The sequence below is a fragment of the Bacillus sp. AFS041924 genome (assembly GCF_002577195.1).
Classification (GTDB): domain Bacteria; phylum Bacillota; class Bacilli; order Bacillales; family Bacillaceae_G; genus Gottfriedia.
In genome coordinates this window covers 24,592-47,835 of sequence record NZ_NULG01000011.1, presented here as the reverse complement: position 1 = coordinate 47,835, position 23,244 = coordinate 24,592, and the positions used below count along the sequence as shown (strand labels likewise).

Sequence of the window (23,244 nt, the reverse complement as noted above, 5' to 3'; positions counted from 1 at the left end):
CTACTAAATTATGTACGAATTCCGACAAGCATTTTGGTAGTATAGATCTATGTAAAATGAAACAAGGCAATATATTCATGAATAGTTGAGGAATTAATAAATTATATTATTGTTGTCCAGCAGGGTGTGTAAATACTTGGAATAATACGCCAAATTTGTCAACTACCTTACCATAACATGGACTAAATCCAGTGTCTTGTAATGGTAATTCTACTACACCACCATCTGAAAGTCCTTCAAAAAATCGTGTTGAAATTTCAATCTCATTTGTAGAAATACAAATTGTTACTTGGTTTCCACTTTGGAATGGGTAACCGGGATAAGTATCTGAAAGCATTAATACTGATTCACCGATTTGGATGGTAGCATGCATGATTAAATTCTTAGCATCTGAAGGGACTTTTCCTTCTGAATCTCCACTAACTTCTCCGTAGGTTTGACTAAATAATACTTTTGCATCAAGCGCTTTTTCATAAAAACTTATTGCTTCTTGTGCATTTCCATCCATGATTAAATAAGGGATTAATTCTACTGACATTCACGTCACTCCTTGATTAAAATTAGTTTTTATTGATTTGAAAGAACTTAAACTAGGTATTCATGAACGCTTGTCTGACCATTGCCATATTCTATTCTATCTATATATAAATTATAAGATAAAGAACATATGTTTGCAATAATGATTTATTTTAATTGTTTCGACATGAAACGAGAACTTTTGTTCTTTTTGATTGTTAATTTATTCGTTAAATAGAGGGGAATTCCATCTATTGTTGAATAGTATGCAATAGGGCAAGATGTTTTACTAAACTTATAGCCTAGGAGGCTGAGTAGTTTGCAGGAGCTCAAAAAATATAGAAGAAATGTCTTCCTATTATTATTTGTAATAGTTATTTCTTATATAGGCCACTTTGCTAAGCCTTTGCCAATTGTTAGTAGAAGAATTTTAGAAGGAATTTTTTGGCTTTCACTTACAGGTTGCTTTGGAATTATAACAAATGGAGTAATAAAATTTAGCCAAAAAATTGGTAAGTTAGCATATTTTTTTGTTTTAGGAAGTTTAGTTAGTGCAGTTTTTGCATTTACAATCGAAACTTTAAATAGCATAAAGGTTATATCTTATTATATTTATTATATTTGTCTTTTAGCGAGCTTAATTACGGGTGTAATAGCAATTATAAAAGAAGAAAAAGGATTAGCAAAATTATCGGGCTTTATATTAATGCTCTTATTCGGATTAATCTTTATGTGTACATTTATTGTGTGGAATATTAATGGTGCACAATTATAGAATAGTTTTTGTCAATTTTTCCATCTAGAAATAGATGGTTTTTTATTTTTCAACAGTGAAATAATTTAAAAAGGTATTAAGTTATTTTTCTAGAATAGGTGAGATATTAGATAGATTAAAAGCGAACTACAAACTGATTATGGGGGTAAAAAATGAATAAAATGCTTTGGAATACACCTGAGAGCTTGAAATCATTACTTACGGAGCTAGTTAGCTGGAAAAGTATTACGTTAACAGAGGGTGAACTTCAATTCCCAATTAAGTTATATAAAAAACTAGCTGAATTACATTATTTTCGAGACTTACCTAATCAATTGAAGCTACAAGATTCTGATAAAGGCAGGAAATTTTTAACCGCATTGTATAAACACCCAGAAGTAAAAGAAACGATTTGTCTTATAAGTCACTTTGACACCGTTAATACAGAAGAATATGGTGAACTTGAACATCTATCTACAAAAACGGATGAATTAACAAAGGCTTTTCAAGAAAGACTTGATCAATTATCCAAAGAAGTACAAACTGATGTGAAATCTGGTGAGTATTTATTTGGTCGTGGCACAATGGATATGAAAATGGGACTTGCGATGCACATGAGTATAATTGAGAAAGCTAGTACTGAGAAATGGCCGATTAATCTTCTATTATTAACAGTACCTGATGAAGAAGTAAATTCAGCTGGAATGCGCGACGCAGTATCAACACTAGTAAATCTTCAGGAAGAATATGATTTAAATTATAAATTATTTTTAAATGGTGAGCCTGTATTTACACAAGAACCAGGAGATCCAAAGTATTATATTTACTCTGGTACAATTGGTAAAATTATGCCAGCAGCATTATTTTATGGAAAAGAAACTCATGCAGGGGAACCGTTAAGTGGAATAACATCACCATATATTGCCTCATTTTTAACAAGAAAAATGGAATGGAATGACGAATTTCAAGAAACTGATTTTGATGAAATAACGCCTTTACCAGTTACGTTGCAGCAAAAGGATTTGAGGTTAGAGTATTCCACACAAACTCCATTTCGTTCAGGCGCGCTGTACAATGTATTTTTAATGAAAAGAAATGCTTCTGAAGTTTTTAATCTATTTGAAAAAATAGCACTAAAAGCTGCTGAAGAATGCAATATTGAATATGCAAATATATGTAAAAAGCATAACGTGAATACGATCGGAAAAGTAAAGGTTATTCAGTATAAAGAATTATATAAGTATGCAATTGATAAACTAGGTGAGGATTGTATACTGAATCTTAAAAAAGAAATATATTCTCATAGCGAGTGGGATGATCGAGAGAAATCATTTAGGCTTGCAGATTATTTAATGATTCAATGTCAGGATCTTGCACCAGCAATTATCATTTTGTTTGCACCACCGTATTATCCTGCAATAAATTCCACTGGAAATGAATTAGTTGAGCAATGTATTAAGTTTTCTTCTGAACTTGCTAGTAATCAATTTAATTTACCTGTAAAACGAATTCACTATTTTAATGGAATTAGTGATTTAAGCTATGTTAATTATAGTGACTCATCGAGCGGATGGACAGCATTTGAGAAAAACACACCAGTATGGGGAGATTGTTATACTTTGCCTTTTAGTTTAATGGAAAAACTAAATGCTCCTGTATTAAATATTGGCCCATTCGGAAAGGATGCCCATAAGCTAACTGAGCGATTACATATGAGAAACGCATTTGAAGAAGTACCTTTTATAGTAGAAGAAGTGATTCATATGGTTAGTAAAATGAATAGAAGCTAATCGATGTACCTGGTCCTCAGAAACGAGTATTAATTGAACAATATTGATAAAGTTGTGAACGTCGTTAACATTTCTTTGAGACTCGTTGATAGATTGTAATATACCTTTGATCTAGCTTAATAAATGCCAGAATGAGAGTTATGTTTATAGATAACCAATCATAAATCTTTAAAATGGGTATAGTTTTGAACAAAATTTTACATATTCGCAAAAAATCCACAAGAATGTTAATTCTCTTGTGGATTTTTATCATTTTAGCGATTAATATTCTATTTCTTCAATATCCTTTGGTTGAGGAAGTGGTTGATTATTATTTTGACGCTCATTAACATTATTTATTTCATCTTCTCTTCTTTCTCTTATTAAGCTGTTTTGCTTTTTGCGATCTTTCAATTGAAACATCTCCTTTACTTTGTTTACTTGTAATTTGTTCAAAAACTGATTTAATTATTAGAAGTTTAGAAAGTAGAGTGTTGGAAAGAGATGATTGGACTTTGTCTATCTCTTATCCCTTTATTTCAGCTATTTGATTAAATAGCCGGTTGAAAATTGATTGCCATTCGTCTTGATTTTTTATTTCAGTTATACAGATTCGATGGTTTTTAGTTATTTTTAATTGATGATCTGATAAAGAGATTCTTCCTTCCTTTGTTAGTAAATTGACAATTTTATATTGGGTAAAGATTGTTTCGTTGCTAGTTTGGAAGTATTTAAATTGTTCTTCAAATTGATGAAGCTGTTTCGGAATGATTGAAATAAATAATAAGTCTTTCCAAGATTCATTGAAATTTTGAAGGATGAAGGACGAATTATCTTGTTCTTTTATACGATAGGATCCATTTGAATCGGAGTATTCATATTGATCCTGTAAGAGAAGGGGCTCTAAAAAACCGCCACCAATTCCTACGTCTGCTAGATAATTTTGATCATCTATTTTTACTAATATAGATAAGTGTGAGAATTCAGGATTCCAGCACTGTTTTTCTTCGTTCCAAAATTTGGTTGAAATAAAGGAGACATTATAACCTAATTCCTTTAAGACTGATAAAAGTAATGAATTCGTTTCAAAACAAATTCCGCCACGCTTTCCTGAAGCTATTTTTTCCATTATTTTAGAAGGATTCATTGTTAGTTGAATTTGAGAAATAATATCAATATTTTCAAAAGGAATGGAAAGTAAGTGATGCTTATGGATTTCTTTTAATGAGGAATATGAGATTGTATTGGGTTTCTTTAAACGGATGTGTTTAAAATATGTTTCGATCAGCATGGGGTCCTCCGTAAAGTGTTATTTTAATAGTAAATATAATGAGTATACAATGAGTCTTAAATAAAAAGTAAATAATACGAAAAAAATTTAAAATTTTCTAAATTCATAGTTGACACATAGGAATAGTGTGTTTATTATTAAGCTTATATAAAAAATCAAAATGGCTGATTGGAAGACCAAAGGCCCTTAACTATTTTCATTAGTTAAGGGTCTTTTTGCACTTTAAGAAAGTATAAATTGGCAGCGGGTGATGAGTACTCGACGTAACTGTCAATTTTAGGAATAAGTGCAAATACGTCTCTGCCTTCACATAAAAGGCTAGGCAATTGACGAGTTTTCTTTAGTTTTGTGCCTTAAAGGGGAGATATTAATGTGTTGAATTGTCGGGATGGGTACAAATAAAAATCGGAAAATTGAATTTGAGAGGGGCAGATCATTGTGGGGGCAAAAAATTGGATTATTAGCTCGGTAGTTGTTGTTTTGGCTGTTTCAGGTGTACTATATGCTACCTTGAAGGACGATAAAACTGCGGCTACTAATATAGAAGCAGGAAATAAAGAAGTAGAATTGTTAAATGTTTCGTATGATCCAACTCGTGAATTATATGAAAACTACAATAAAGCTTTCAGTAAATATTGGGAAAAAGAGAATAACCAAACAGTAACGATTAAACAGTCACATGGTGGATCAGGGAAACAGGCTAGAGCGGTAATAGACGGTTTAGATGCCGATGTTGTTACACTAGCTCTTGGATATGATATTGATTCGATCAATGAAAAGGCACAACTAATATCCCCTAATTGGCAAAAAGAATTTGAATACAATTCAACACCATATACTTCAACGATTGTTTTTTTAGTAAGAAAAGGAAATCCGAAAAATATTAAGGATTGGGATGATCTAACGAAAAAAGGAGTTGAAGTAATTACTCCGAATCCTAAAACTTCTGGTGGAGCGAGATGGAATTATTTAGCTGCATGGGGCTATGCAGACAAAAAATATGGTGATGAGAAAAAAGATAAAGCTTTTATGAAAAAGTTATATAAAAATGTTCCTGTATTAGATACTGGAGCACGTGGTTCAACAACTACCTTTGTTGAAAAAGGAATTGGAGATGTATTAATCGCATGGGAAAATGAAGCGTTACTTTCTGTGAAGGAATTCGGCGAAGGAAAATATCAAATTGTTTATCCATCGATTAGTGTTTTAGCTGAACCACCAGTTGCGGTTGTAGATCAAAATGTTAAACGAAAGAAAACTGAAGATGTGGCTAAGGCTTACTTATCATATCTTTATAGTAAAGAAGGTCAAAATATCATAGCAGAAAATTACTATCGACCTAGAGATAAAGAAATTCTCTCAAAATATAACAAACAATATCCTAGTCTACCTTTGTTAACAATTGATAAAGATTTTGAAGGATGGAGTAAAGCTCAATCGAAGCATTTTGACGATGGAGGAGTATTTGACCAAATTTATCAATAATTAAGCAATTAAGAAACAGTAATGAAAATAAGGAGGACATTGGATTATTTATGGCTTGTCTTCATTAGCCTGTCCAAGTCTTCTTTATTTGATTTTTCATTTTAAGGAGGATTGACATAAGGTGTTTAAGAAGCGAAAGAGAATCCTACCTGGATTTGGATTAACGTTTGGATTTTCAATTTTATATATTAGTTTTTTTATTTTTCTACCAGTTTCGATGCTATTTCTACACTCTTTAGATATAGGGTGGTCTAAATTTATAAAAATTGTTACTCAAGATAGAGTACTAATGTCTTATAAAGTAAGTTTTGGAACTGCTTTTATTGCAGCAATTATTAATGCTATATTCGGGTTATTAGTAGCCTGGGTACTTGTAAGATATCGTTTTCCTGGAAAACGAATTGTAGATGCTTTCATAGATTTGCCTTTTGCTTTACCGACTGCAGTTGCAGGGATTACGTTAACAACATTGTATTCTCAAGATGGTTGGATTGGTAAATTTTTCTCATTCAAAATTGCTTATACACCCCTTGGGATCATTATAGCTCTTACTTTTATTGGGTTACCTTTTGTTGTAAGAATGGTGCAACCAGTTCTGGAAAATTTCCAAAAAGATGTTGAAGAAGCAGCGGCAAGTTTAGGCGCAAATCGTTTTCAAATTTTTTGGAAGGTAATTTTTCCAGGGATTTTACCGGCATTATTAACTGGATTTTCTCTAGCCTTCGCAAGGTCTTTAGGAGAATATGGGTCTGTCGTATTTATTTCAGGAAATATGCCAATGAAGACTGAGATCACACCTTTATTAATCATGACAAAATTAGAGCAATATGATTATGCAGGTGCCACTGCACTTGCCGTTGTTTTATTAGTCATTTCTTTCCTACTCCTATTTATCATTAGTATTTTTCAAAGATACGCAAATCGTGCATTTGTTCAAGGAGGTAAGAGTTAAAAATGGAAAGAGAATTACAGATTGATCGAACAATAGAAGTGAATGCTATTGGGAAGAAAAAATCGAAATTAGGCGTTAATACAATTCCGATTATATTAATCACTATAGTCATCCTATTTTTAGCGTTATTTTTATTTCTTCCATTAGTTTCTATTTTTATTAAGGCTTTACATGATGGTTTTGGTGTATATAAAGAAGCAATCTTAGACGAAGAAACTTTAGCTGCAATTAAATTGACTTTTGTGGTAACTATTCTGACTTTACCACTTAACGCGATTTTTGGAATTTCAATTGCATGGGCTACAACGAAATTTGATTTTAAAGGGAAAAACTTATTATTAACTTTAATTGAACTACCCTTTGCCGTTTCTCCAGTTGTAGCAGGATTTTTATTTGTGCTTTTATTTAGTCCTAATAATGGGATATTTGGTGGTTGGTTAAAAGAGCATAATTTAAAAATTATTTTTTCAACCCCAGGAATTGTTTTAGCAACAATCTTTGTCACACTCCCTTTTGTAGCGAAAGAATTAATTGCGGTTATGCAGGCGACAGGAAGTGCTGAAGAAGAGGCGGCGCTAACATTAGGTGCAAACGGATGGCATATTTTTTGGAAGGTGACACTACCAAAAATTAAATGGGGACTTTTGTATGGAGTTATTTTATGTAATGCAAGAGCGGTAGGAGAATTTGGGGCAGTCTCAGTCGTTTCCGGTCATATTCGTGGAGAAACAATTACAATGCCACTTCATATCGAAAACTTATATAATGAATATCATTTTTCACAAGCGTATACAGTTGCGTCACTTATGTCCATTTTTGCGATTCTAACGTTAATTATAAAAAATGTCATTGAATGGAAAGTTCTAAAGGAAGAGAAACAATAGGAGTGGATTGTATGTCAATTAAAGTTTCGAATGTCATAAAAAGCTATGATAATGAGTCTGCCTTAAAGGGAATTGATTTAAATATAAAAAAAGGGGAATTGGTTGCTTTATTAGGTCCCTCTGGTTCAGGGAAAACAACATTATTACGTATCATTGCTGGTTTAGAAAATCCTGATATAGGTGATATATTTTTTGAAGATCAAGATGTAGCGAATTTACAAGTTAAAGAAAGAAATGTCGGCTTTGTATTCCAGCATTATGCATTATTCCAGCACATGACTGTTTTTGAGAATATAGCATTTGGTTTAAAGGTTAGACCAAGATCAACACGTCCATCAAAAAGAAAAATTGATGAGAAAGTGATGGAGTTATTAACTTTAGTAAAATTAGAAAGCTTTGCTAATCGATTTCCATCTCAATTATCCGGTGGACAAAGACAACGTGTTGCATTAGCTAGAGCATTGGCTGTTGAACCAAGTGTATTATTATTAGATGAACCATTTGGGGCATTAGATGCAAAAGTTCGAAAAGATTTAAGAAGATGGCTACGCAAACTCCATGACGAAATTCATATTACAAGTATATTTGTAACACATGATCAAGAGGAAGCACTTGAAGTTGCCGATCGAGTTGTCATTATGAATGGTGGTACAATTGAACAAATCGGAACACCTGAAGAAGTTTATCATACACCTGCAAGTCCGTTTGTTTATGATTTTCTTGGAAAAGTAAACTTATTTCATGGTCGAATCAAACAAGGAAACTTAGTAAGCGGAGGATTAGAAATCCCATTACCAGAATTAGAAGAACAAGAACATAAGGAGCATAAAGAGGTTACTGGCTATGTGCGTCCTCATCAAATTACCATTGAAAAATTTGAAACAAATCAAACATCAATTAGTGCAATCGTAACTCATATTCATGCAGTAGGACCTATTGTTTATGTAGAGGTTTTACGTGAGGATACAAAAGATTATGTTGAAATCGAACTCATGAACGAATTATTTTACGAACTAAATATCCAACTAGGAGAACGAGTATTTGTACGCCCTAATGAATTAAAGGTATTTATTCCTCAAGATTTTTCTATATAGTAGTGATATGAGGAAAGCATAAAAAAATGGTTAAGGATTAAAATCCTTAACCATTTTTAATTTGTAAAAAGAAAAGTTTAACCTTTTGCTGCTTCTAGTTCAGCTAGTTTTTCTTTAGCGATTATGTCGATTTCACGTTTTAGTTCTTCTACCATTGTTGCTTCTGGTACTTTACGAACGATTTCTCCGTGGCGGAATAGTAATCCTTCACCTCGTGCTCCAGCAATACCGATGTCTGCTTCACGTGCTTCACCAGGACCGTTTACTGCACATCCTAGTACGGCAACTTTAATTGGTACTTTTAGTGTTGAAATGTATTCTTCAACATCATTTGCAATACTAATTAAGTCAATTTCAATTCGGCCACATGTAGGGCACGAAATTAATGTCGCAGCATTTGAAGATAAACCGAACGATTTTAGTAATTCTCTTGCAACTTTTACTTCTTCAACTGGATCTGCACTTAATGAGATACGCATTGTGTTACCGATCCCTTTACTTATGATGGCACCTAAACCAGCGGCACTCTTAACTGTACCAGCAAAAAGTGTACCTGATTCAGTGATACCTAAATGTAAAGGATAATCGAATGCTTTTGATGCTTTTTCATAAGCTTCGATTGCAAGGTTTACATCAGATGCTTTCATTGAAACGATAATATCATGGAAATCTAAGTCTTCAAGAATTTTAATGTGATGTAATGCACTTTCAACCATACCATCAGCAGTTGGATATCCGTATTTCTCTAAGATACGCTTTTCTAAAGAACCAGCATTAACACCGATACGAATTGGAATACCTTTTGCTTTAGCTGCATTTACTACTGCTTCAACTTTTTCTTTTCGACCAATATTACCTGGATTAATTCTAATTTTGTCTACTCCGCCTTCAATTGCTTTTAAGGCTAATTTATAATCAAAGTGAATATCTGCAACAAGTGGAATGTTGATTTGTTTTTTTATATCAGCGATTGCATTTGCAGCTCTTTCGTCTGGTACTGCCACTCGAACAATCTGACATCCAGCTTCTTCAAGTCGTTTAATTTCTGCAACTGTTGCTTCAACATCGTGTGTTTTTGTTGTTGTCATACTTTGGATTGAAATTTCATTTGCTCCACCAACAACTACATTTCCTACTTTAACTGCACGTGTTTTACTTCTATGTGTAATTTCGTTCACGAGTAACTCGCTCCTTCAAAAATAACTTATTTCTATTTTATATATATCTACATTATCATATTTTCTTCATGATTACTCATTTTATCAACTGGTTCTAAAGAAATATAACACAAAATTTACTTTTGTGAAGAGTAAATTGGGAATTTATATGATTTTCCACTTTGAATTTTTGTTGGTAAAAGTCCATCGTTTAAGGCTGAAAAGTCTTTTGTAATTTGGCTGATTGGTTGATTGAAATCGGGATTAAGGTTTTCAATAATGCCCAAAACGGTGTCTCCATTCTTCACTTGAATTTTTTCATATTTTGGAAGTGTCGTTTTTTTCGTTTCTGATTTTGAAGCTTTTGCAACCGTAGCGATATTTTTAGTAGGAATTGTCCCTACTTGAAGATCAAAAAATATTATATATGCGATTAATAAAGATCCGAATAAAAAAGCTATTTTTTTCATTGATAATCACTCCTTTTGTAGACTATATGCTTGTCCACAACGAATATTCCATATTAGGAGAGTGAATTTATAAATTTTTAGACAAAAAAAAGAAGTGTGAAAGCACACTTCAGTAAAGATTATTTTTTGCTTGGTAAATTTTTTATTGTCAATGTATACATACCAACTGTAATCAATATAAAGATTAAAGTTTGGAATGGAATATTTATTCTTAATAATCCAAGTAGTAAATAGATAACAGTAGGTAATGTTAAACTATACGTAACCATTGCAAATCGTTGTCTGAATGGTAGATGCTTAGTTGACTTAAATAAAGCCGTTAAAAACGCTAATAAAGTAGCAACAATAAAGATGAAGATACATGACCCTAAATAAAATAGGAAAAATAGCGCGATTAAAAATACAGGAAGAGCTTCTTTTATATTATTAATAAATGTTGAAACATCCGCTTTATTTATTTCTGTAGATTTTAATGAAGGGTAAGGATAATCTTGCTCGCCTTTATCATTTTTTATGACTACTCTATTTTTTAATACAACAACTACAAACTGTTCATTTTTTAATTTTGCTGGTATGAGAGTTTCTTTTGGATAGAAAGCATATTTATATTCACCGATTTTTCGTTCAAATGGAGAATTATCGTTAATAGTTAATGATCCTTTGTTTAAAGAAATCGATTGAATATTTTCTTTTAGCAAATCAGATACATTATTCACCTGAAGCTTTACATCTTTTTCAAATGAAAAGAAACCTGGAAGAGTATATAAAATTGCTAGTAGGAAAAGAAAAAAGATTGTTTTACCGATTTTTTGGAGTCTATATCTAGATATTGTTTTTGGAGAGTATAAACTAAACCAAAATTGTTTAAATATATTCATAAACTCATCCTTTCTTATTTTAATGTTATTTCACTTCCCGAAATTTATTATGTAACTTTCGGGCTATTTTGTATATTATAATCTTTTTTTGGTAATTGAATATTAAACTTTAAATAAAATGAAAAGCGTATGATTACGGGGCGGAGAAGTTTAATGAAAGACAATTGGAAGATTTGTATTTTTGGTTTAAGAGTAGAATTAAAGGAGTAAAGTCTAGTGGGGAACATGAGCTTTTAGATGTGTTTATCAATACATAAAACAGTTTATTTTCACTAAAAATTTATTAATATAAATTAATATCTAAAAAAAAGTAAAAAATACATTGACGTTTAATTTTAGGCATGATATATTAAATATTGTCTTAAGGACAACACAAATTATTCCGCAGTAGCTCAGTGGTAGAGCACTCGGCTGTTAACCGAGTGGTCGTAGGTTCGAACCCTACCTGCGGAGCCATTTATATAGTTTGGCGGTGTAGCTCAGCTGGCTAGAGCGTACGGTTCATACCCGTGAGGTCGTGGGTTCGACTCCCTCCGCCGCTACCAATAATTTATTATGGAGTAATACCCAAGTCCGGCTGAAGGGATCGGTCTTGAAAACCGACAGGGGTGTAACAGCCCGCGGGGGTTCGAATCCCTCTTACTCCTTACTGATTTAAGCGAATGTCCCCATCGGATTAATCGCGATTTTGAACAAACCGTTCAGGGTCCGATTAGCGAGTCCGATGGGGATTTTTGTCGTTTCCGGAACTATTTAAGGAGGGTTTACGGGGGATGACATCGCAAAATGAAACGAAGAAATTAAAACGTCCGATTCGTAAGAGAGCCGGAGCAATTAAACCGCTAGATGCTGACGAGAAGTTAAGCTTACTGTCGTTATTTGACCGCTTTATGGTCGCAAAGAAGGCGGAACTTATAGCGCCGAGGACACGAAAGGACTACGAATTACATTTTCAGTACTTACTTCGCTATTTGAAACGGGAAGGCTACGAATATAATTTAAAGTCGCTTACAGTCGACGTATTTACGCATTACACAATCGATATGATAGAACATCAAGGACTAAGTCCAGTTACGGCAAACGTACGTATAAGGACAACTAGGGCGTTCTTACGATGGCTATACAATCAATCGTATATAAGAGACGCTTTACATTTAAGTTTTAAGCCGTTAAGGACACCGCAAGATACAATCGAATCATTTACGGTTGAAGAAGTTCGAGCAATGTTTCGTGTTATTGATACGGATACTTATACGGGATTTAGGGATCAGTTGGTTCTTACGATGTTATTAGATACGATGGTTAGAATTTCCGAACTAGTCTCGATTAAACGGGAGAACATCGATTTAAAAGGTAAAGTAATCAAACTTGAATCTAAGGCTACAAAGACTCGTAAAACTCGTTATGTGCCGTTAAGCGATAAGACGATAAAATTAATTAAAGAATACTATTTCGAAACGGAAGATTTTGAAAACGAGTATTTATTACTTACTTATGAAGGTGAACAAGTTAACGCGGATACTTTGCGAGAAAGAATCGCCTATATCGGAAGAGTAGCAGGTATTCATAAACGAGTATCACCGCACACATTCCGTCATACTGGCGCACTGATGTATATTATGAACGGTGGGGATCCGTTTAGTTTACAGAAAATACTTGGACACTCTGATATGACAATGACGAGAAGGTACGTTCAAATGACGAATAAAGACGTAAAGGCGCAGCATAACCGATATAGTCCGTTAAGTAGTTTATAAAGGTATATATGTCAAATATTACGGCACACTAACCGTAAAGGGGTGTGAAGTATGCACGTAGTATTAGGATTAATCGGCGGAGCAGTTGTCGGAGCATTAACGTTATTATTAGGATTATAAGTAGTATGGCGCTCTTAACGGGGCGTCTTTTTTATGCGCAATTATTCCCAAATTTAACAACTTCGGGGGCTACTTCGCTTGTCATATTACTAGCACGAAGCTCCTGGCGGACGTCCATGCCCTGAAACTCGGGGGGTCTGAAGGTAATAATACGTAATGTTTTAGCGAATTTAGATAAGCTTAAGGCCAGTAACGACGCGGGTTTTAGCCGAACGTGTTACTTTCCCTAAACTCTCGATTAATGGGAAGGTATAAAATGAACGGAGTCGGACCGTAAAATCAATGTCGAACGATTCCCTAATATTATTCCCTAAAGTATGATATACTGATTCTAATGGGGGCGATATTATGGCGGTGTATGGATACGCTAGAGTAAGTACGCTAGAGCAGGATTTAACCGTGCAAATTAACGCGTTAGAGACGGCAGGTATTGAGGTATTATTTAGCGAGAAACTAAGCGGGAAGTCAGCGAAAACTAGGCCACAGTTAACGGAATTACTTGCGACAGTTAAAGAAGGTGACGTAATCATCGTTTATAAGCTCGATCGTTTAGGACGGAGTATTTCCGATGTAGTCCGTATTTACGAAGAACTACTTTCTAACGGAGTTCATTTCGTATCATTATCGGAAGGAATAGATACGCGCAGAAGCAACGATATTATGACGAAAGCCCTAATAACAATGCTCGGATTATTTGGCGAAATGGAGCGGACATTTATCCTAGAACGTACGGCAGCCGGCCGAGAGCTAGCGAAGAATAACGGCGTTAAGTTCGGACGTCCGGGTATGAGTAAGAAGCGTATCGATCACGCGATAAAGTTATGGACGGAAGGTAAGGATACGATAGGCGAGATAGAAGCGAGTACAGGCGTGAGTAAGTCGGTACTGTATCGCCATATAAAAGAAAGAGGGTTGACTCGATAAGGGTCGGCCTTTTTTCGGAATCCCCAGAGCACCACGTTCAAAAGCGGTTTTCTTGTGAATAATCAATCTGAGCACCGTTCAACACCTCGCTTTACATAGCTTTACACAATAAAAAAGACGCCATTGTCAGCGCCTTATTGCCACGTAATATTTTCGAAGCCTGGATACAAATTTCCTTCTACGGCTTGCATTCCTTGTGGATCTTCTACAACGATATGCACGTAATAGCCATCGTAAACTTCTCCGTAATAATATTTCGTCGGCTTGCTACCATCTACGTAATTAGAAATTGTTCGCAAGTATGAATCTGCGTAATCTCTTGCCGTATTCTTATCCGTGAAACTTACTCCGTCTACTACTAATTTCATTTCGATTTTATCTCCGTTAACCTCAAACGAAGCGTCCTTGATATTTTTACGGTTTTTTATATCGTCAATTGTTGATTGAATCGCTGTCTGCGGGATTGGTGTGTACTTCGGTTCAGTCGTTGCTGTCTTTTCTCCGTTACTGCAAGCGCTTAGTAAGGCTGATAATAACATTAAAATTACTATAAACCGTTTATAAAATCCCATTAAATTCCTCCTAATATTTTCCATCTATATGATACTATTCGACTAGTCCGTTAATTATCCTTTAAACGCAAAAAAGCGCCGCATTGGACGCTCCTTAAGTGTGCATTTGTCTGATCAATTCATTTCCGTCAATTAAAGTAATATTAGTTTTAGTTGCGTATTCAAGCGCGTCCTTCGTAAATCCTGAGGAAGTAATGAAATATCCACGTCGTACTCTATCCGCACTCATTGCGCCTTCTAGCTTCTGTACATCTGGCCTACCGACGTTACCCTTCCAATGCTTAACCTCTACGTATATCGGTTCATTGTCTTCGTCATAAGCTACGATATCTTTTCCGCCGTCTCTACCGGCTTTTGTAACGTGCGTTTTAAAATCTCTAGTGATTTGCAAGAAAGCAGCTACGTAATATTCAAAATCTCGATGGTTCATGTTATATAAATGCTGTTTTTCTTTGTATACCTTAAGTTGATTCCATTCTTTTTTCTTTATTTTAACTGCGTAGCCATTATTAATTTGAACTACGATCATACCGAATAATAAAAATCCCAAAATTGTTAATACAGCAGACATCGGCATATTATTCACCTCTACGATAGTATGCCCCTTTATTCCTCTTCGTATGTATACAATTCATCTACTTTACAATTCAATATATAAGCTAATTTAAATAATTTATTAGCTGGGGGATAGTGCTCACCTTTAAGCCATTTACTAAATTGTTGAGGTGTTACATCCAGTTTACTTGCTAAAAACCCTTTTTTAAGTCCACTTTTATTTATTAGTTCGTCTAAGTTATTTTTCATTGTCATCACCTTATTAAAATAATTCAATAACATTTAGTTAAATCCTTTGAAGATTGATTTTCATAAAAATGAAGATATATTTTCAGGTACTTGCAATATTAGGTAAATACCTACATACGATTAATTAAACGACAAACAAAACGAATTCACTCGAGATTTCGCAAACGTCTTTATAAAACGAGAGGAGTGAAGGTATGAGAATGTATTATGGAGCATTATATCAAACACCTTATTTATACAGTTCTACGGCATTAGAAAGGTACTTTAATCATGCGAAAGATGATGATGAGGTCAAGGCAATTCAACATCATATGCAACGACATGAGGTATACGATGATCCATCTTATGAGGGATTTATGAAAGTAACTAAATTAATCCAGAAAGATCAATTTGAGGAATATGAAACTGATTGGGATTCATTAGAAGAAATGTTTAAACCATTTGTTCAGTATGATGGAACAATTCGATTAAGACCGAATCGACATATAGGTAAAAATGCTCTAATCGAAAGCGAGGAGTTTTAATGAAAACTGAAACAATTCCATTTCGTGATTTTATGGATGGATCGTGGAAGAAGCCGAAACAAGTTGCTACCTTACTTCCTGCAGTGGCATTTGTACCAAATGAACCAACTACATTTCTAGTCACAATGCTTGGCATAGGTCTAGTTGTCTTAATAGTGGAACGTTGTTTGCAAGATACAGATTACGCTGAAAAAGTTCGTGTCTTCCGATCAAGATACATTAAATACGCTTTTCCAGGTTGTGTCGCAGCTACTGGCGTTTATGTATTCGTTAAAATCGTACACATCCTTTTATGATCTATTCGTTTTATCTATCCGTTTTAAATTTCGCCTGGTGAATAGTTATTGCGAATATTTAATTCCTTATTATATAAGTGTTTATTTCGATATTTAACTATGCGTTTTTAGAGCAACTATCCTATATAGGATATTAAGGAGCTGATTACTATTTTTATTACTACCTTACTTTCATCTAGTGTTGTTGTCGGTGTGGGTGCTTCTGTTGGGTTAATAAAACCTAAATCGAATGATAAGAAAACGATTAAGCGTTTATTTGAAATAGCGAATATGTGCGTTAAAGAAAAAGACATCATAAAGTACCCAAGTTTCAAAAAGTCTGTACCAAATGATAACCATATTTCTTACTTCTACAGACTACCTCTGGGGATTCCATCTAAATTAATTATTCAATTCCAGGAAGTGTTATCAGAAGGATTAAACAAACCAGTTGTTATTGACTTTTCAAATTACCAATTAGAAATCAAAGTATTTCATAATGAATTAATCAAAAAGTACCAATGGAACAAAAATGTATTAAAACCTAACTCTTATGAAGTGTTTATAGGTAAATCATTAACTGAAGATATTTTTCATGATTTCGATTCAAGTCCTCACATTGTTATTGGTGGTGGTACTGGATATGGGAAAACGGTATTACTTAAATTAATTTTCACTGAGTTGATTTTACAAAATCCTGATGATGTTGAATTTTACATCATTGATCTAAAAGAGGAATTAGAATTCTTTAGATATAAAAACCTTAAACAAGTTAAAGAAGTTGCAGGTAATCCATTAGAAGCGTTCCAGTTATTAACTAAATTAGTTGCTGATATGTTCACAACGATCGAAGAACTAAAAACAGGTGGATTCGAAACAAATATTAAAAATGTAAGCAGAAAAAGAAAATTTGTTATTGTGGATGAAGCTGCTGAACTCGCTCCACATGGCGAACCAAAAATGAAAAAGCTTTTATATGAATGTCAATTTATGTTAAGTGAAATTGCTAGGTTAGGTCGTGCTGTTGGCTACAGATTAATCTTTGCAACTCAATATCCAACTAGCGATACATTACCAAGACAAATTAAACAAAACGCAGACTGTCGGATCGGTTTGAGATTACCAACTTATACAGGTAGTGAAGTTGTTATAGATGAAAAAGGACTAGAAAAATTACCTTACAAATTAGCAGGTAGAGCAATCATGAAAACAGACAAAAAAACTGAACTACAAATACCAAACATAAAAGACAGTACCGTTTGGGAGGTTCTAAAGGGTTATGAGGAGAAAAAACGAAAACCGAATAGAGGAAATACTACAAAGTATGAAAACACTGAAATTCGCAACGAGAAGACAGTTACAAGGGGTTCACAGCCTACAAGGGATAAGAAACGCACAGAGAATACTAAAAACAATGGCAACGGACGAATTATTATTGGTGACGAGGTTCTCAAATGAAAATATCTACTACCTTTCAAAAAGCGGTGCAGAACGAATTGGAGTTAAGCCGATAAAAAAGAGTATTCAAATCGATCATCATTTATTAAGAAACGAAGCATGGTTAATGTTAGGTATGCCTAATTGGAAAGTTGAAAGTCCTATTAAATTTGCATTAGAAGGCAAAGAACACAATATTATTCCAGACGCATTAATGATTACAGATACTTTATATTGTATCGAGATTGACCGTAAACAAAATATGATTAAAAACAGAAAGAAATTTGAAACGTATGGAAAATTAAATTTTATATATCAAGCACAGAAGGGAAAAAAGATTATTATTAAGTTTTTTACCACATTAAAATCACGAAAGAAGTTAATTGAGAAGTTAGCCGAAGAGTTTCAAGTAGTTTGTGAAGTTTATGTAATCGAGGATATATAGCAAAAAAGAAAAGACGTCCGATTAATCGGCGTCTTCTTTTGTGTACTCAATTAAATCATCTAAGGTATATGTCTTATTTTTACCTTTTTCTTTTGCAACTTTATTAATCGTATCTAACACTCTTTCTATTGTAGGAAGTTCTATTCTTTTAGTATTTCCTTCGACTAGATCATGTATTGTAGCAGGCCTAACCTTAGATTCAACTGCAATACTATTCTTAGTTTGTTCTAAATCTTCTAGAATACCAGCTAACTTAAAATTAAATCTCATAGTAACAGCCCTCTTTCTTTATCGTTAATTCTATTATATAACGTCATACTTCTATAGTCATACTTTTATTTTTTATTTTTTTTTTAAAAAAGTGTTGACGTATGACTCCTGTAGATATATTATAAAGTTAGAAGTTATACTTCAGTCGTTAAACTACAGTCGAGGAGGTAATAAAATGTTTTGTTGGATTAGTTACGAAAATGAAGGGGGTTACGCTATGACACTCCCAACAACGAAATTTACTCGCAAAGGTAAGGAATTTAATACTGGCGAAACCTGGTTCGAAACAAAAGACGTATATCGTATAGCACCTCACATACTTCTTGAATTGTTTGAAGAGAGCAGCGAATTTGTCTTCCGAATATTAGACGAAGAACTTGCACGCAATCAAGACGAGATAGTTATCGATGAAGAATCCTTTGATCTACATATTAAGACTGTAGGCGGAATTATTGACGGAATTACAATTGACTTTATTGAAGAAAATCAAGAATTGTTGGTAAGTAAACCTTTTATAAAAGCTATCGAAAGTTTAGCAAATAAAAACTAATAGGGGGAAACGGGAATGAGAAAAGTAACGGTTGAGCACTTATTTCAAGGCGGAGTAGACGGAGAGTTTCCGGATGTTGGAGTATTATACGAGGAGCAAGGTATTGTACTTGTCGTTGATCCATACGGACTAATCGAAATTTATACCGCACATCAGCATCCGACTAAAGGCGAAGGCTACGTCGCTATCGATCCGCAAGAAGAAAACTTGAACTCGGATAATCCGGAATATGTAGTCGATTTAATCTTATCGGGAGGTATGAAATAATGGAGCGATATTTAGTAACGGTAAAGTATATCTACGAAGGTAAGCAATTCGATCACGAGAACGAGCCAGGCGTTTTACTTCCGAATAGTCGAGTATTTGTTACGGGTGAGAGCTTATCTATTTTCGATTATACTCCGACAAATGATCCGAATGTAGTAGTCGTTAATTTGGACGAAGGATATAACGATTATTACCGAGAAGGTGACGAAGACTTCCTTATTAATTTAATCGTCTCATAGGCTAAAGGGTTACGGCAATAACCCGTTATAATAAAATGGTTGTCGGCAAACAACTAAGAAAGTAGCATCACACGGCGGCAACCGAGGTGGTGAAAACATTGGACGGAACGATTTACAATAAAGATGATAGCTGACAGGGCAATTAGGCGGGCCCGGGTCGGCTTTTCATTTACCTTGAAACCGAACGTATGTTTGTTTTATGCGTGGAATTGGGGTTTGTCGGGGTATATAAAGTAGGGAGATAAATTTTCTTTTGAAAATGTGTCCGAAAAGTTATTTCCGTTTGTATTATCTCATGAAGGTGAAAATCAGATGGAAAATGTGCGCGGGTTCCCTCCTAAGGACGGCATACATAGTAAGAGCGCTAAATCTTCGTAAAAGCTGCGCGAAAGTGATCCTAAAGGGATATAGTCCTATGAAGTCATTTTCCGGAATTTGTGTCCGAAAATGAAAAGTCATGCGACATATATAGTAAGAGCATAAAGTCACCCAGAAAAATGTGCGCGACTTTGAAATCTCATGCGTCATATGGAGTAAGAGGTAAATGTCCGAAAAACAATTCTTACGGATATAGTTATGTGTAATTAAAAAATAATGGAAAAGTGAAAGGGGAAATTTAACGTGGTACAAATTGGAAACATTACTTACTTTGATAAAGAGGACAAAGAATTTTTGGTTAGTCAAACAATGATAGCAGGAGTTGTAGACGAACGAATAAAGGAATTAGTTGACGAAATTAATGGAATTGAAAACTTGGTGACTATGAATAGTTGTCAAGGGGGTAGTGAGCCGTATACAGAGCAAGAGGTTAAAGATAGAGGTGGAAAGGGAAATCACTGTCCGATTACATATGTTGACTTCTACGCGATAGATCACGATTATTACACTGCTAATTTATTAATAGCGTTTATTATTGCTGAAATTGGAAGCGAAGAAAGAGTTAGTGGGAATATGAGCTTTGAAGAAGATGGATATATAGATGAAGATGATTATTTTCAACCTAACGGATTAATGTCATTACGATATCGAATAGAAGGAGAATCACCTGAAGTTATATCCGAAATTACAGCTGCTGTACGTAAGTTTAAAAAACAGTTAATTAAATTCTAACACAATGCCCGGCTTATGTCGGGCTTTTGATTACCAATTAAAAGGAGGAGTCCAAATGGACGAAAAAAAAGTTTTGCCAAACGACAAGGCAGCGTTATTGTCTGCTAACAATTACGAAATGTACAATCTCGATTTATTACGAAAGGTATTTCCGAGGATTATTGCGGAACATGACGCACAGTTTCAGCGAAAACAAAGGAAGCCTCAGATTCGAGATGTTATTACGCTTTACTTTTATTTACTTTCGTATGTTGACGGTAAGCATACGCGATCAGACGGATCAAAGAGTGATAGGTTCGGCGCAAGTTTTCCGTCGATTGAAAAAATTACGACCGATCTAGGAATCGCAACAAAACGAATTAAGCCACTTGCCGATATTTTAGAAGCTAACGGACTTATTCGCCAAAAAATCGTATGGAACGGTAAGTGGTATTATCCGTCATTTTGCCCGCGAGTGTCTGACGATGGTTATTTAGTAAATCAGGACGGCGAAAAGATAGTGCCGGATATTTCGGTATATAAGTGAGATGGTCATTAGATGTCCGTTTCGATTATGGCATTAGATACCTCTTTCCATTGTTACCTTAGATGTCTATCTAAACATACCAAGTTAAACATACCAATCTTAAACATACCAACAAAAGATGGCAATCTTTCTTATCGAAAGAATTGCAGTCTATTATTATCGAAAAATTACTTAATAAAAGATTATCGATAAATAAGGTAATAATCGGAAGGTTTTATATAAAAAGAAAAAAAGATAACAAGGGAGGAAAAAAGAATGAAAATTGAGGCGACAATCTTAACAGTAAATAACGCTATAAATTTGGCGCAGGCACGAACGGAGCTTAATCGCACTATGCTAAAACTTCGCACGGAATACGGTTACGCCCCGCCTAAAGACGTAAGCTATCCCGAAATGAAGCAGCGATGTAGCGAGTTAACAAAAGCAATAGACATCGCGATGGAGCTATACGTAGAAAGTACTGGGAAGCTACCGGAGCGTATGCGCAATCTCGGTTATGTAAAATTAGAGGCGTACGCAAATGTTCCTGATAATCGTTTGAAAAAAGCGCCACTATACACGGTAGAAGCTGCGGGTAACTTATTGGATTTTAACGCAGATTACTTGATCAAAGCGGCTCATAACGCAGCAATCGCGAATAGGACACGTAAAGAATGGGCGCGACTAGAATACGAATACGTAGAACGAAATGATTATAATTTGCGAGATTTATATGACGATTTAATGGAACGACTGGATGCCTCGGAAAATTTTATAACGTTCGAGGAATATCGAGAGGAACGTAGAAAGTGGAAACGTTGTAAATACTACGCTTGCGATAACTACTTTCCTATAGCAAACGAGCGTATTATACGACCACATATTAAAGCTCGAAGAATTGACGCCGAGTATTGCTGCGATGAATGTAAGAAGTCGCAAGAGAACGCTAAAGTCCGTTACGAAAAGACTGGGACATATTTACCAGAATATGCGTATGAGTACGTTTTAGAAGAGACAATAGAAAGAAAAGAGAAGAATCATATCGTAATAAGTCCAGAAAAAATATTTGAAAATATTTGATAAAACAGGACAAAAGCCGCCCTAAACAAACCAATTATTATAGAAGGGCATTATGCCCAATTATTTATAACTAACTTGTACGGAAGAGGAGGAAAGTGTATGAGAACAGAAGCTTTTAAAGCAACGCGTCTAAAACTCGGGATGACTCAGGCAGAATTTGGAGAGTTTTTAGGTGTTTCGGAGTCAACGGTTGCAGCGATCGAAAATAACAGACGAAGAATTTCGGACGTTGTGCGAGGTAAATTGGCGGAAAGAATCTCAGTTAACGATGAGCTTATATCTTTTTTTGATGCTTATGAGAAAATAGCAAAAAATTATCCATCATAATTATATGTCAATATCAAATAAATGTCAAGAAGGTATAGAATGAAAGCCGGCTAATCGCTGGCTTATTTAATTTGAGAAGAAGGGACGGAGAAAGATGAATCAGCGTAAGGTCGATTCAATACGCAGTAAATTAGCGCGACTTGCTCGGAATGAATGCGCGCTTTATAAGAAAGACGGAGAATGCGATATCCAACAATGCGGCCTATGTATCGTAACGATTAAAACGGATAGCTTGCCAGGCAATGTTTGCCCGTATTTTATGAAGCACGTTTTACCGGCTGAAACGACATTAATGAACGATTATCTCGAGTATTTTCCGCAAGGGTATCCACTTAAAAAAACGAAAAAGAGATTATCTACGTGCCATCGATGTAACGAGCAATTTCAGAGCCGGAGTAACGCAGCAAAGTATTGCGATTATTGTAGAGCATTAAATGATCGTGATAAAGCAAGGGCAAGGAAACAAAAAGAAAGACGCAAATTGTCACGGGATTAAATCGAAATTTTTAGCTTGTAATGTATACATAGCTAATAGCCTTTTTTTGCACTTACAAACGTTGATGTATCAAGGGCTACGGTTGCCCTATTCCGTGACATTAGGTAGATGAAAAAGAAAGGAAGACGCAATAATGGAAAATAAAAAACCACGAAATTCAAAGCGAAAGCCATTGCCGGCATATAAGCGCATGACTGTTGGGATAGGCGATATTATATCGGAGGAATTAAGAAATAAAATCGAAAGGCTAGGCGTAAAGCTTGGCGCTAACAAATAAGGGGGATTTAAATTT

The 23,244-nt window shown here is 34.6% G+C and carries 30 protein-coding genes, 3 tRNA genes and 1 pseudogene; 24 read left to right on the top strand and 10 right to left on the bottom strand.

All coding sequences use genetic code 11. The annotated features are described in order from the left end of the window. Positions 1-106: 106 nt before the first annotated feature. Positions 107-538: a VOC family protein gene (locus COC46_RS04185; protein WP_098808501.1), complete on the bottom strand. Its 432-nt coding sequence runs from the start codon at positions 536-538 to the stop codon at positions 107-109. A 297-nt stretch (positions 539-835) separates the two neighbouring features. On the opposite strand from COC46_RS04185, the gene COC46_RS04180 reads away from it, so the two are divergent. After that, positions 836-1,291 (top strand): hypothetical protein, encoded by a 456-nt coding sequence (locus COC46_RS04180; protein WP_098808500.1) that lies wholly within the window; start codon positions 836-838, stop codon positions 1,289-1,291. A gap of 152 nt (positions 1,292-1,443) precedes the next feature. Continuing rightward, the gene (locus COC46_RS04175) at positions 1,444-3,060 is read left to right on the top strand and encodes a M20/M25/M40 family metallo-hydrolase (protein ID WP_098808499.1); all 1,617 of its coding nucleotides are present in this window, start codon (positions 1,444-1,446) and stop codon (positions 3,058-3,060) included. A 261-nt stretch (positions 3,061-3,321) separates the two neighbouring features. Here the strand turns inward: COC46_RS04175 and COC46_RS22565 are convergent, their stop codons facing one another. Beyond that, complete coding sequence (locus COC46_RS22565; RefSeq protein WP_255294807.1) at positions 3,322-3,453, bottom strand: hypothetical protein; 132 nt, start codon at positions 3,451-3,453, stop codon at positions 3,322-3,324. 112 nt (positions 3,454-3,565) lie between these two features. Continuing rightward, the gene (locus COC46_RS04170) at positions 3,566-4,330 is read right to left on the bottom strand and encodes an arylamine N-acetyltransferase family protein (protein ID WP_098808498.1); all 765 of its coding nucleotides are present in this window, start codon (positions 4,328-4,330) and stop codon (positions 3,566-3,568) included. Between the two features lie 438 nt (positions 4,331-4,768). Here COC46_RS04170 and COC46_RS04165 point away from each other — a divergent pair, with 438 nt between their 5' ends. From COC46_RS04165 to COC46_RS04150, 4 genes are all read left to right on the top strand, one after another. Further along, positions 4,769-5,815, top strand: coding sequence for a sulfate ABC transporter substrate-binding protein (locus tag COC46_RS04165; RefSeq protein ID WP_369700013.1), 1,047 nt, complete (start codon positions 4,769-4,771; stop codon positions 5,813-5,815). A gap of 121 nt (positions 5,816-5,936) precedes the next feature. Beyond that, a complete protein-coding gene (gene cysT, locus COC46_RS04160) occupies positions 5,937-6,767 on the top strand; it encodes a sulfate ABC transporter permease subunit CysT (RefSeq protein WP_098808496.1) in 831 nt (276 codons plus the stop codon). Positions 6,768-6,769: 2 nt separating this feature from the next. Then, positions 6,770-7,651 carry a sulfate ABC transporter permease subunit CysW gene (gene cysW / locus COC46_RS04155; protein WP_098808495.1) on the top strand — a complete coding sequence of 294 codons (882 nt, stop codon included), beginning with the start codon at positions 6,770-6,772 and terminating at the stop codon, positions 7,649-7,651. Between the two features lie 11 nt (positions 7,652-7,662). Continuing rightward, positions 7,663-8,745 (top strand): sulfate/molybdate ABC transporter ATP-binding protein, encoded by a 1,083-nt coding sequence (locus COC46_RS04150; RefSeq protein WP_098808494.1) that lies wholly within the window; start codon positions 7,663-7,665, stop codon positions 8,743-8,745. Between the two features lie 77 nt (positions 8,746-8,822). On the opposite strand, the gene ispG is transcribed toward COC46_RS04150, so the two are convergent. From ispG to COC46_RS04135, 3 genes are all read right to left on the bottom strand, one after another. Then, the gene (ispG, locus tag COC46_RS04145) at positions 8,823-9,923 is read right to left on the bottom strand and encodes a flavodoxin-dependent (E)-4-hydroxy-3-methylbut-2-enyl-diphosphate synthase (protein ID WP_056475001.1); all 1,101 of its coding nucleotides are present in this window, start codon (positions 9,921-9,923) and stop codon (positions 8,823-8,825) included. A 116-nt stretch (positions 9,924-10,039) separates the two neighbouring features. After that, the gene (locus COC46_RS04140) at positions 10,040-10,372 is read right to left on the bottom strand and encodes a hypothetical protein (protein WP_098808493.1); all 333 of its coding nucleotides are present in this window, start codon (positions 10,370-10,372) and stop codon (positions 10,040-10,042) included. A 119-nt stretch (positions 10,373-10,491) separates the two neighbouring features. Next, positions 10,492-11,250, bottom strand: coding sequence for a DUF1189 domain-containing protein (locus COC46_RS04135; protein WP_098808492.1), 759 nt, complete (start codon positions 11,248-11,250; stop codon positions 10,492-10,494). A 381-nt stretch (positions 11,251-11,631) separates the two neighbouring features. On the opposite strand from COC46_RS04135, the gene COC46_RS04130 reads away from it, so the two are divergent. The 5 genes from COC46_RS04130 to COC46_RS04110 all read left to right on the top strand — a co-directional run bounded on the left by COC46_RS04130 (position 11,632) and on the right by COC46_RS04110 (position 14,051). Further along, a tRNA-Asn gene (locus COC46_RS04130) sits at positions 11,632-11,706 on the top strand. Between the two features lie 12 nt (positions 11,707-11,718). After that, a tRNA-Met gene (locus COC46_RS04125) sits at positions 11,719-11,795 on the top strand. 12 nt (positions 11,796-11,807) lie between these two features. Beyond that, positions 11,808-11,897, top strand: a tRNA-Ser gene (locus COC46_RS04120). A 126-nt stretch (positions 11,898-12,023) separates the two neighbouring features. After that, positions 12,024-13,007, top strand: coding sequence for a tyrosine-type recombinase/integrase (locus COC46_RS04115; RefSeq protein ID WP_098808491.1), 984 nt, complete (start codon positions 12,024-12,026; stop codon positions 13,005-13,007). 468 nt (positions 13,008-13,475) lie between these two features. Next, positions 13,476-14,051: a recombinase family protein gene (locus COC46_RS04110; protein ID WP_255294806.1), complete on the top strand. Its 576-nt coding sequence runs from the start codon at positions 13,476-13,478 to the stop codon at positions 14,049-14,051. 134 nt (positions 14,052-14,185) lie between these two features. Here COC46_RS04110 and COC46_RS04105 read toward each other — a convergent pair whose 3' ends face one another. The 3 genes from COC46_RS04105 to COC46_RS04095 all read right to left on the bottom strand — a co-directional run bounded on the left by COC46_RS04105 (position 14,186) and on the right by COC46_RS04095 (position 15,427). After that, complete coding sequence (locus COC46_RS04105) at positions 14,186-14,623, bottom strand: hypothetical protein (protein ID WP_098808489.1); 438 nt, start codon at positions 14,621-14,623, stop codon at positions 14,186-14,188. A 94-nt stretch (positions 14,624-14,717) separates the two neighbouring features. Continuing rightward, a complete protein-coding gene (locus COC46_RS04100; RefSeq protein WP_176545054.1) occupies positions 14,718-15,194 on the bottom strand; it encodes a restriction endonuclease in 477 nt (158 codons plus the stop codon). A 35-nt stretch (positions 15,195-15,229) separates the two neighbouring features. Further along, positions 15,230-15,427, bottom strand: a complete 198-nt coding sequence (locus COC46_RS04095) for a helix-turn-helix transcriptional regulator (RefSeq protein ID WP_176545053.1) — start codon at positions 15,425-15,427, stop codon at positions 15,230-15,232. Between the two features lie 194 nt (positions 15,428-15,621). Between COC46_RS04095 and COC46_RS04090 the strand changes: the two genes are divergently transcribed. The 4 genes and pseudogenes from COC46_RS04090 to COC46_RS04075 form a co-directional block, all read left to right on the top strand. Continuing rightward, positions 15,622-15,951: a hypothetical protein gene (locus tag COC46_RS04090; protein ID WP_098808486.1), complete on the top strand. Its 330-nt coding sequence runs from the start codon at positions 15,622-15,624 to the stop codon at positions 15,949-15,951. Beyond that, positions 15,951-16,247: a hypothetical protein gene (locus COC46_RS04085; RefSeq protein WP_098808485.1), complete on the top strand. Its 297-nt coding sequence runs from the start codon at positions 15,951-15,953 to the stop codon at positions 16,245-16,247. The genes COC46_RS04090 and COC46_RS04085 overlap by 1 nt, the downstream gene beginning before the upstream one ends. 192 nt (positions 16,248-16,439) lie before the next feature. Next, positions 16,440-17,684 carry an FtsK/SpoIIIE domain-containing protein gene (locus COC46_RS04080; protein WP_098808484.1) on the top strand — a complete coding sequence of 415 codons (1,245 nt, stop codon included), beginning with the start codon at positions 16,440-16,442 and terminating at the stop codon, positions 17,682-17,684. Next, positions 17,602-18,108 (top strand): annotated as a pseudogene (locus COC46_RS04075) (replication-relaxation family protein); the annotation flags it as partial. The gene COC46_RS04080 and the pseudogene COC46_RS04075, both read left to right, overlap by 83 nt. A 21-nt stretch (positions 18,109-18,129) precedes the next feature. Here the strand turns inward: COC46_RS04075 and COC46_RS04070 are convergent. Beyond that, positions 18,130-18,378 carry an XRE family transcriptional regulator gene (locus COC46_RS04070; protein ID WP_098808482.1) on the bottom strand — a complete coding sequence of 83 codons (249 nt, stop codon included), beginning with the start codon at positions 18,376-18,378 and terminating at the stop codon, positions 18,130-18,132. 217 nt (positions 18,379-18,595) lie between these two features. Here COC46_RS04070 and COC46_RS04065 point away from each other — a divergent pair, with 217 nt between their 5' ends. The 9 genes from COC46_RS04065 (at position 18,596) to COC46_RS22440 (ending at position 23,229) form a co-directional block, all read left to right on the top strand. After that, entirely contained in the window at positions 18,596-18,928 is a 333-nt protein-coding gene (locus COC46_RS04065; RefSeq protein WP_141550870.1) for a hypothetical protein, read from the top strand. Positions 18,929-18,943: 15 nt separating this feature from the next. Continuing rightward, the gene (locus COC46_RS04060) at positions 18,944-19,195 is read left to right on the top strand and encodes a hypothetical protein (RefSeq protein ID WP_098808480.1); all 252 of its coding nucleotides are present in this window, start codon (positions 18,944-18,946) and stop codon (positions 19,193-19,195) included. Continuing rightward, a complete protein-coding gene (locus tag COC46_RS04055; protein ID WP_098808479.1) occupies positions 19,195-19,434 on the top strand; it encodes a hypothetical protein in 240 nt (79 codons plus the stop codon). Before COC46_RS04060 ends, COC46_RS04055 begins: the two co-directional genes overlap by 1 nt. Before the next feature lie 621 nt (positions 19,435-20,055). Beyond that, complete coding sequence (locus COC46_RS04050; protein WP_098808478.1) at positions 20,056-20,544, top strand: tRNA-wybutosine modification methyltransferase TYW3; 489 nt, start codon at positions 20,056-20,058, stop codon at positions 20,542-20,544. Between the two features lie 55 nt (positions 20,545-20,599). After that, positions 20,600-21,070, top strand: coding sequence for a hypothetical protein (locus COC46_RS04045; protein ID WP_098808477.1), 471 nt, complete (start codon positions 20,600-20,602; stop codon positions 21,068-21,070). A gap of 393 nt (positions 21,071-21,463) precedes the next feature. Further along, entirely contained in the window at positions 21,464-22,129 is a 666-nt protein-coding gene (locus COC46_RS04040) for a hypothetical protein (protein WP_141550869.1), read from the top strand. A 99-nt stretch (positions 22,130-22,228) separates the two neighbouring features. Beyond that, on the top strand, positions 22,229-22,456 hold the full coding sequence (locus COC46_RS04035; protein WP_098808475.1) for a helix-turn-helix domain-containing protein: 228 nt from the start codon (positions 22,229-22,231) through the stop codon (positions 22,454-22,456). Positions 22,457-22,550: 94 nt separating this feature from the next. Beyond that, positions 22,551-22,952 (top strand): hypothetical protein, encoded by a 402-nt coding sequence (locus COC46_RS04030; protein WP_098808474.1) that lies wholly within the window; start codon positions 22,551-22,553, stop codon positions 22,950-22,952. A 133-nt stretch (positions 22,953-23,085) separates the two neighbouring features. Next, positions 23,086-23,229 (top strand): hypothetical protein, encoded by a 144-nt coding sequence (locus tag COC46_RS22440; protein WP_218012443.1) that lies wholly within the window; start codon positions 23,086-23,088, stop codon positions 23,227-23,229. The last annotated feature ends 15 nt before the right edge of the window (positions 23,230-23,244 follow it).

What these genes read in the sequence shown, in the direction of transcription:
- COC46_RS04185 (WP_098808501.1), bottom strand. Translation starts at nt 538, where the DNA reads ATGTCAGTAGAATTAATCCCTTATTTAATCATGGATGGAAATGCACAA.
- COC46_RS04175 (WP_098808499.1), top strand. Translation starts at nt 1,444, where the DNA reads ATGAATAAAATGCTTTGGAATACACCTGAGAGCTTGAAATCATTACTT.
- COC46_RS04170 (WP_098808498.1), bottom strand. Translation starts at nt 4,330, where the DNA reads ATGCTGATCGAAACATATTTTAAACACATCCGTTTAAAGAAACCCAAT.
- cysW (WP_098808495.1), top strand. Translation starts at nt 6,770, where the DNA reads ATGGAAAGAGAATTACAGATTGATCGAACAATAGAAGTGAATGCTATT.
- COC46_RS04150 (WP_098808494.1), top strand. Translation starts at nt 7,663, where the DNA reads ATGTCAATTAAAGTTTCGAATGTCATAAAAAGCTATGATAATGAGTCT.
- COC46_RS04140 (WP_098808493.1), bottom strand. Translation starts at nt 10,372, where the DNA reads ATGAAAAAAATAGCTTTTTTATTCGGATCTTTATTAATCGCATATATA.
- COC46_RS04135 (WP_098808492.1), bottom strand. Translation starts at nt 11,250, where the DNA reads ATGAATATATTTAAACAATTTTGGTTTAGTTTATACTCTCCAAAAACA.
- COC46_RS04115 (WP_098808491.1), top strand. Translation starts at nt 12,024, where the DNA reads ATGACATCGCAAAATGAAACGAAGAAATTAAAACGTCCGATTCGTAAG.
- COC46_RS04110 (WP_255294806.1), top strand. Translation starts at nt 13,476, where the DNA reads ATGGCGGTGTATGGATACGCTAGAGTAAGTACGCTAGAGCAGGATTTA.
- COC46_RS04105 (WP_098808489.1), bottom strand. Translation starts at nt 14,623, where the DNA reads ATGGGATTTTATAAACGGTTTATAGTAATTTTAATGTTATTATCAGCC.
- COC46_RS04100 (WP_176545054.1), bottom strand. Translation starts at nt 15,194, where the DNA reads ATGTCTGCTGTATTAACAATTTTGGGATTTTTATTATTCGGTATGATC.
- COC46_RS04095 (WP_176545053.1), bottom strand. Translation starts at nt 15,427, where the DNA reads ATGAAAAATAACTTAGACGAACTAATAAATAAAAGTGGACTTAAAAAA.
- COC46_RS04090 (WP_098808486.1), top strand. Translation starts at nt 15,622, where the DNA reads ATGAGAATGTATTATGGAGCATTATATCAAACACCTTATTTATACAGT.
- COC46_RS04085 (WP_098808485.1), top strand. Translation starts at nt 15,951, where the DNA reads ATGAAAACTGAAACAATTCCATTTCGTGATTTTATGGATGGATCGTGG.
- COC46_RS04070 (WP_098808482.1), bottom strand. Translation starts at nt 18,378, where the DNA reads ATGAGATTTAATTTTAAGTTAGCTGGTATTCTAGAAGATTTAGAACAA.
- COC46_RS04065 (WP_141550870.1), top strand. Translation starts at nt 18,596, where the DNA reads ATGACACTCCCAACAACGAAATTTACTCGCAAAGGTAAGGAATTTAAT.
- COC46_RS04060 (WP_098808480.1), top strand. Translation starts at nt 18,944, where the DNA reads ATGAGAAAAGTAACGGTTGAGCACTTATTTCAAGGCGGAGTAGACGGA.
- COC46_RS04055 (WP_098808479.1), top strand. Translation starts at nt 19,195, where the DNA reads ATGGAGCGATATTTAGTAACGGTAAAGTATATCTACGAAGGTAAGCAA.
- COC46_RS04045 (WP_098808477.1), top strand. Translation starts at nt 20,600, where the DNA reads ATGGACGAAAAAAAAGTTTTGCCAAACGACAAGGCAGCGTTATTGTCT.
- COC46_RS04040 (WP_141550869.1), top strand. Translation starts at nt 21,464, where the DNA reads ATGAAGCAGCGATGTAGCGAGTTAACAAAAGCAATAGACATCGCGATG.
- COC46_RS04035 (WP_098808475.1), top strand. Translation starts at nt 22,229, where the DNA reads ATGAGAACAGAAGCTTTTAAAGCAACGCGTCTAAAACTCGGGATGACT.
- COC46_RS04030 (WP_098808474.1), top strand. Translation starts at nt 22,551, where the DNA reads ATGAATCAGCGTAAGGTCGATTCAATACGCAGTAAATTAGCGCGACTT.
- COC46_RS22440 (WP_218012443.1), top strand. Translation starts at nt 23,086, where the DNA reads ATGGAAAATAAAAAACCACGAAATTCAAAGCGAAAGCCATTGCCGGCA.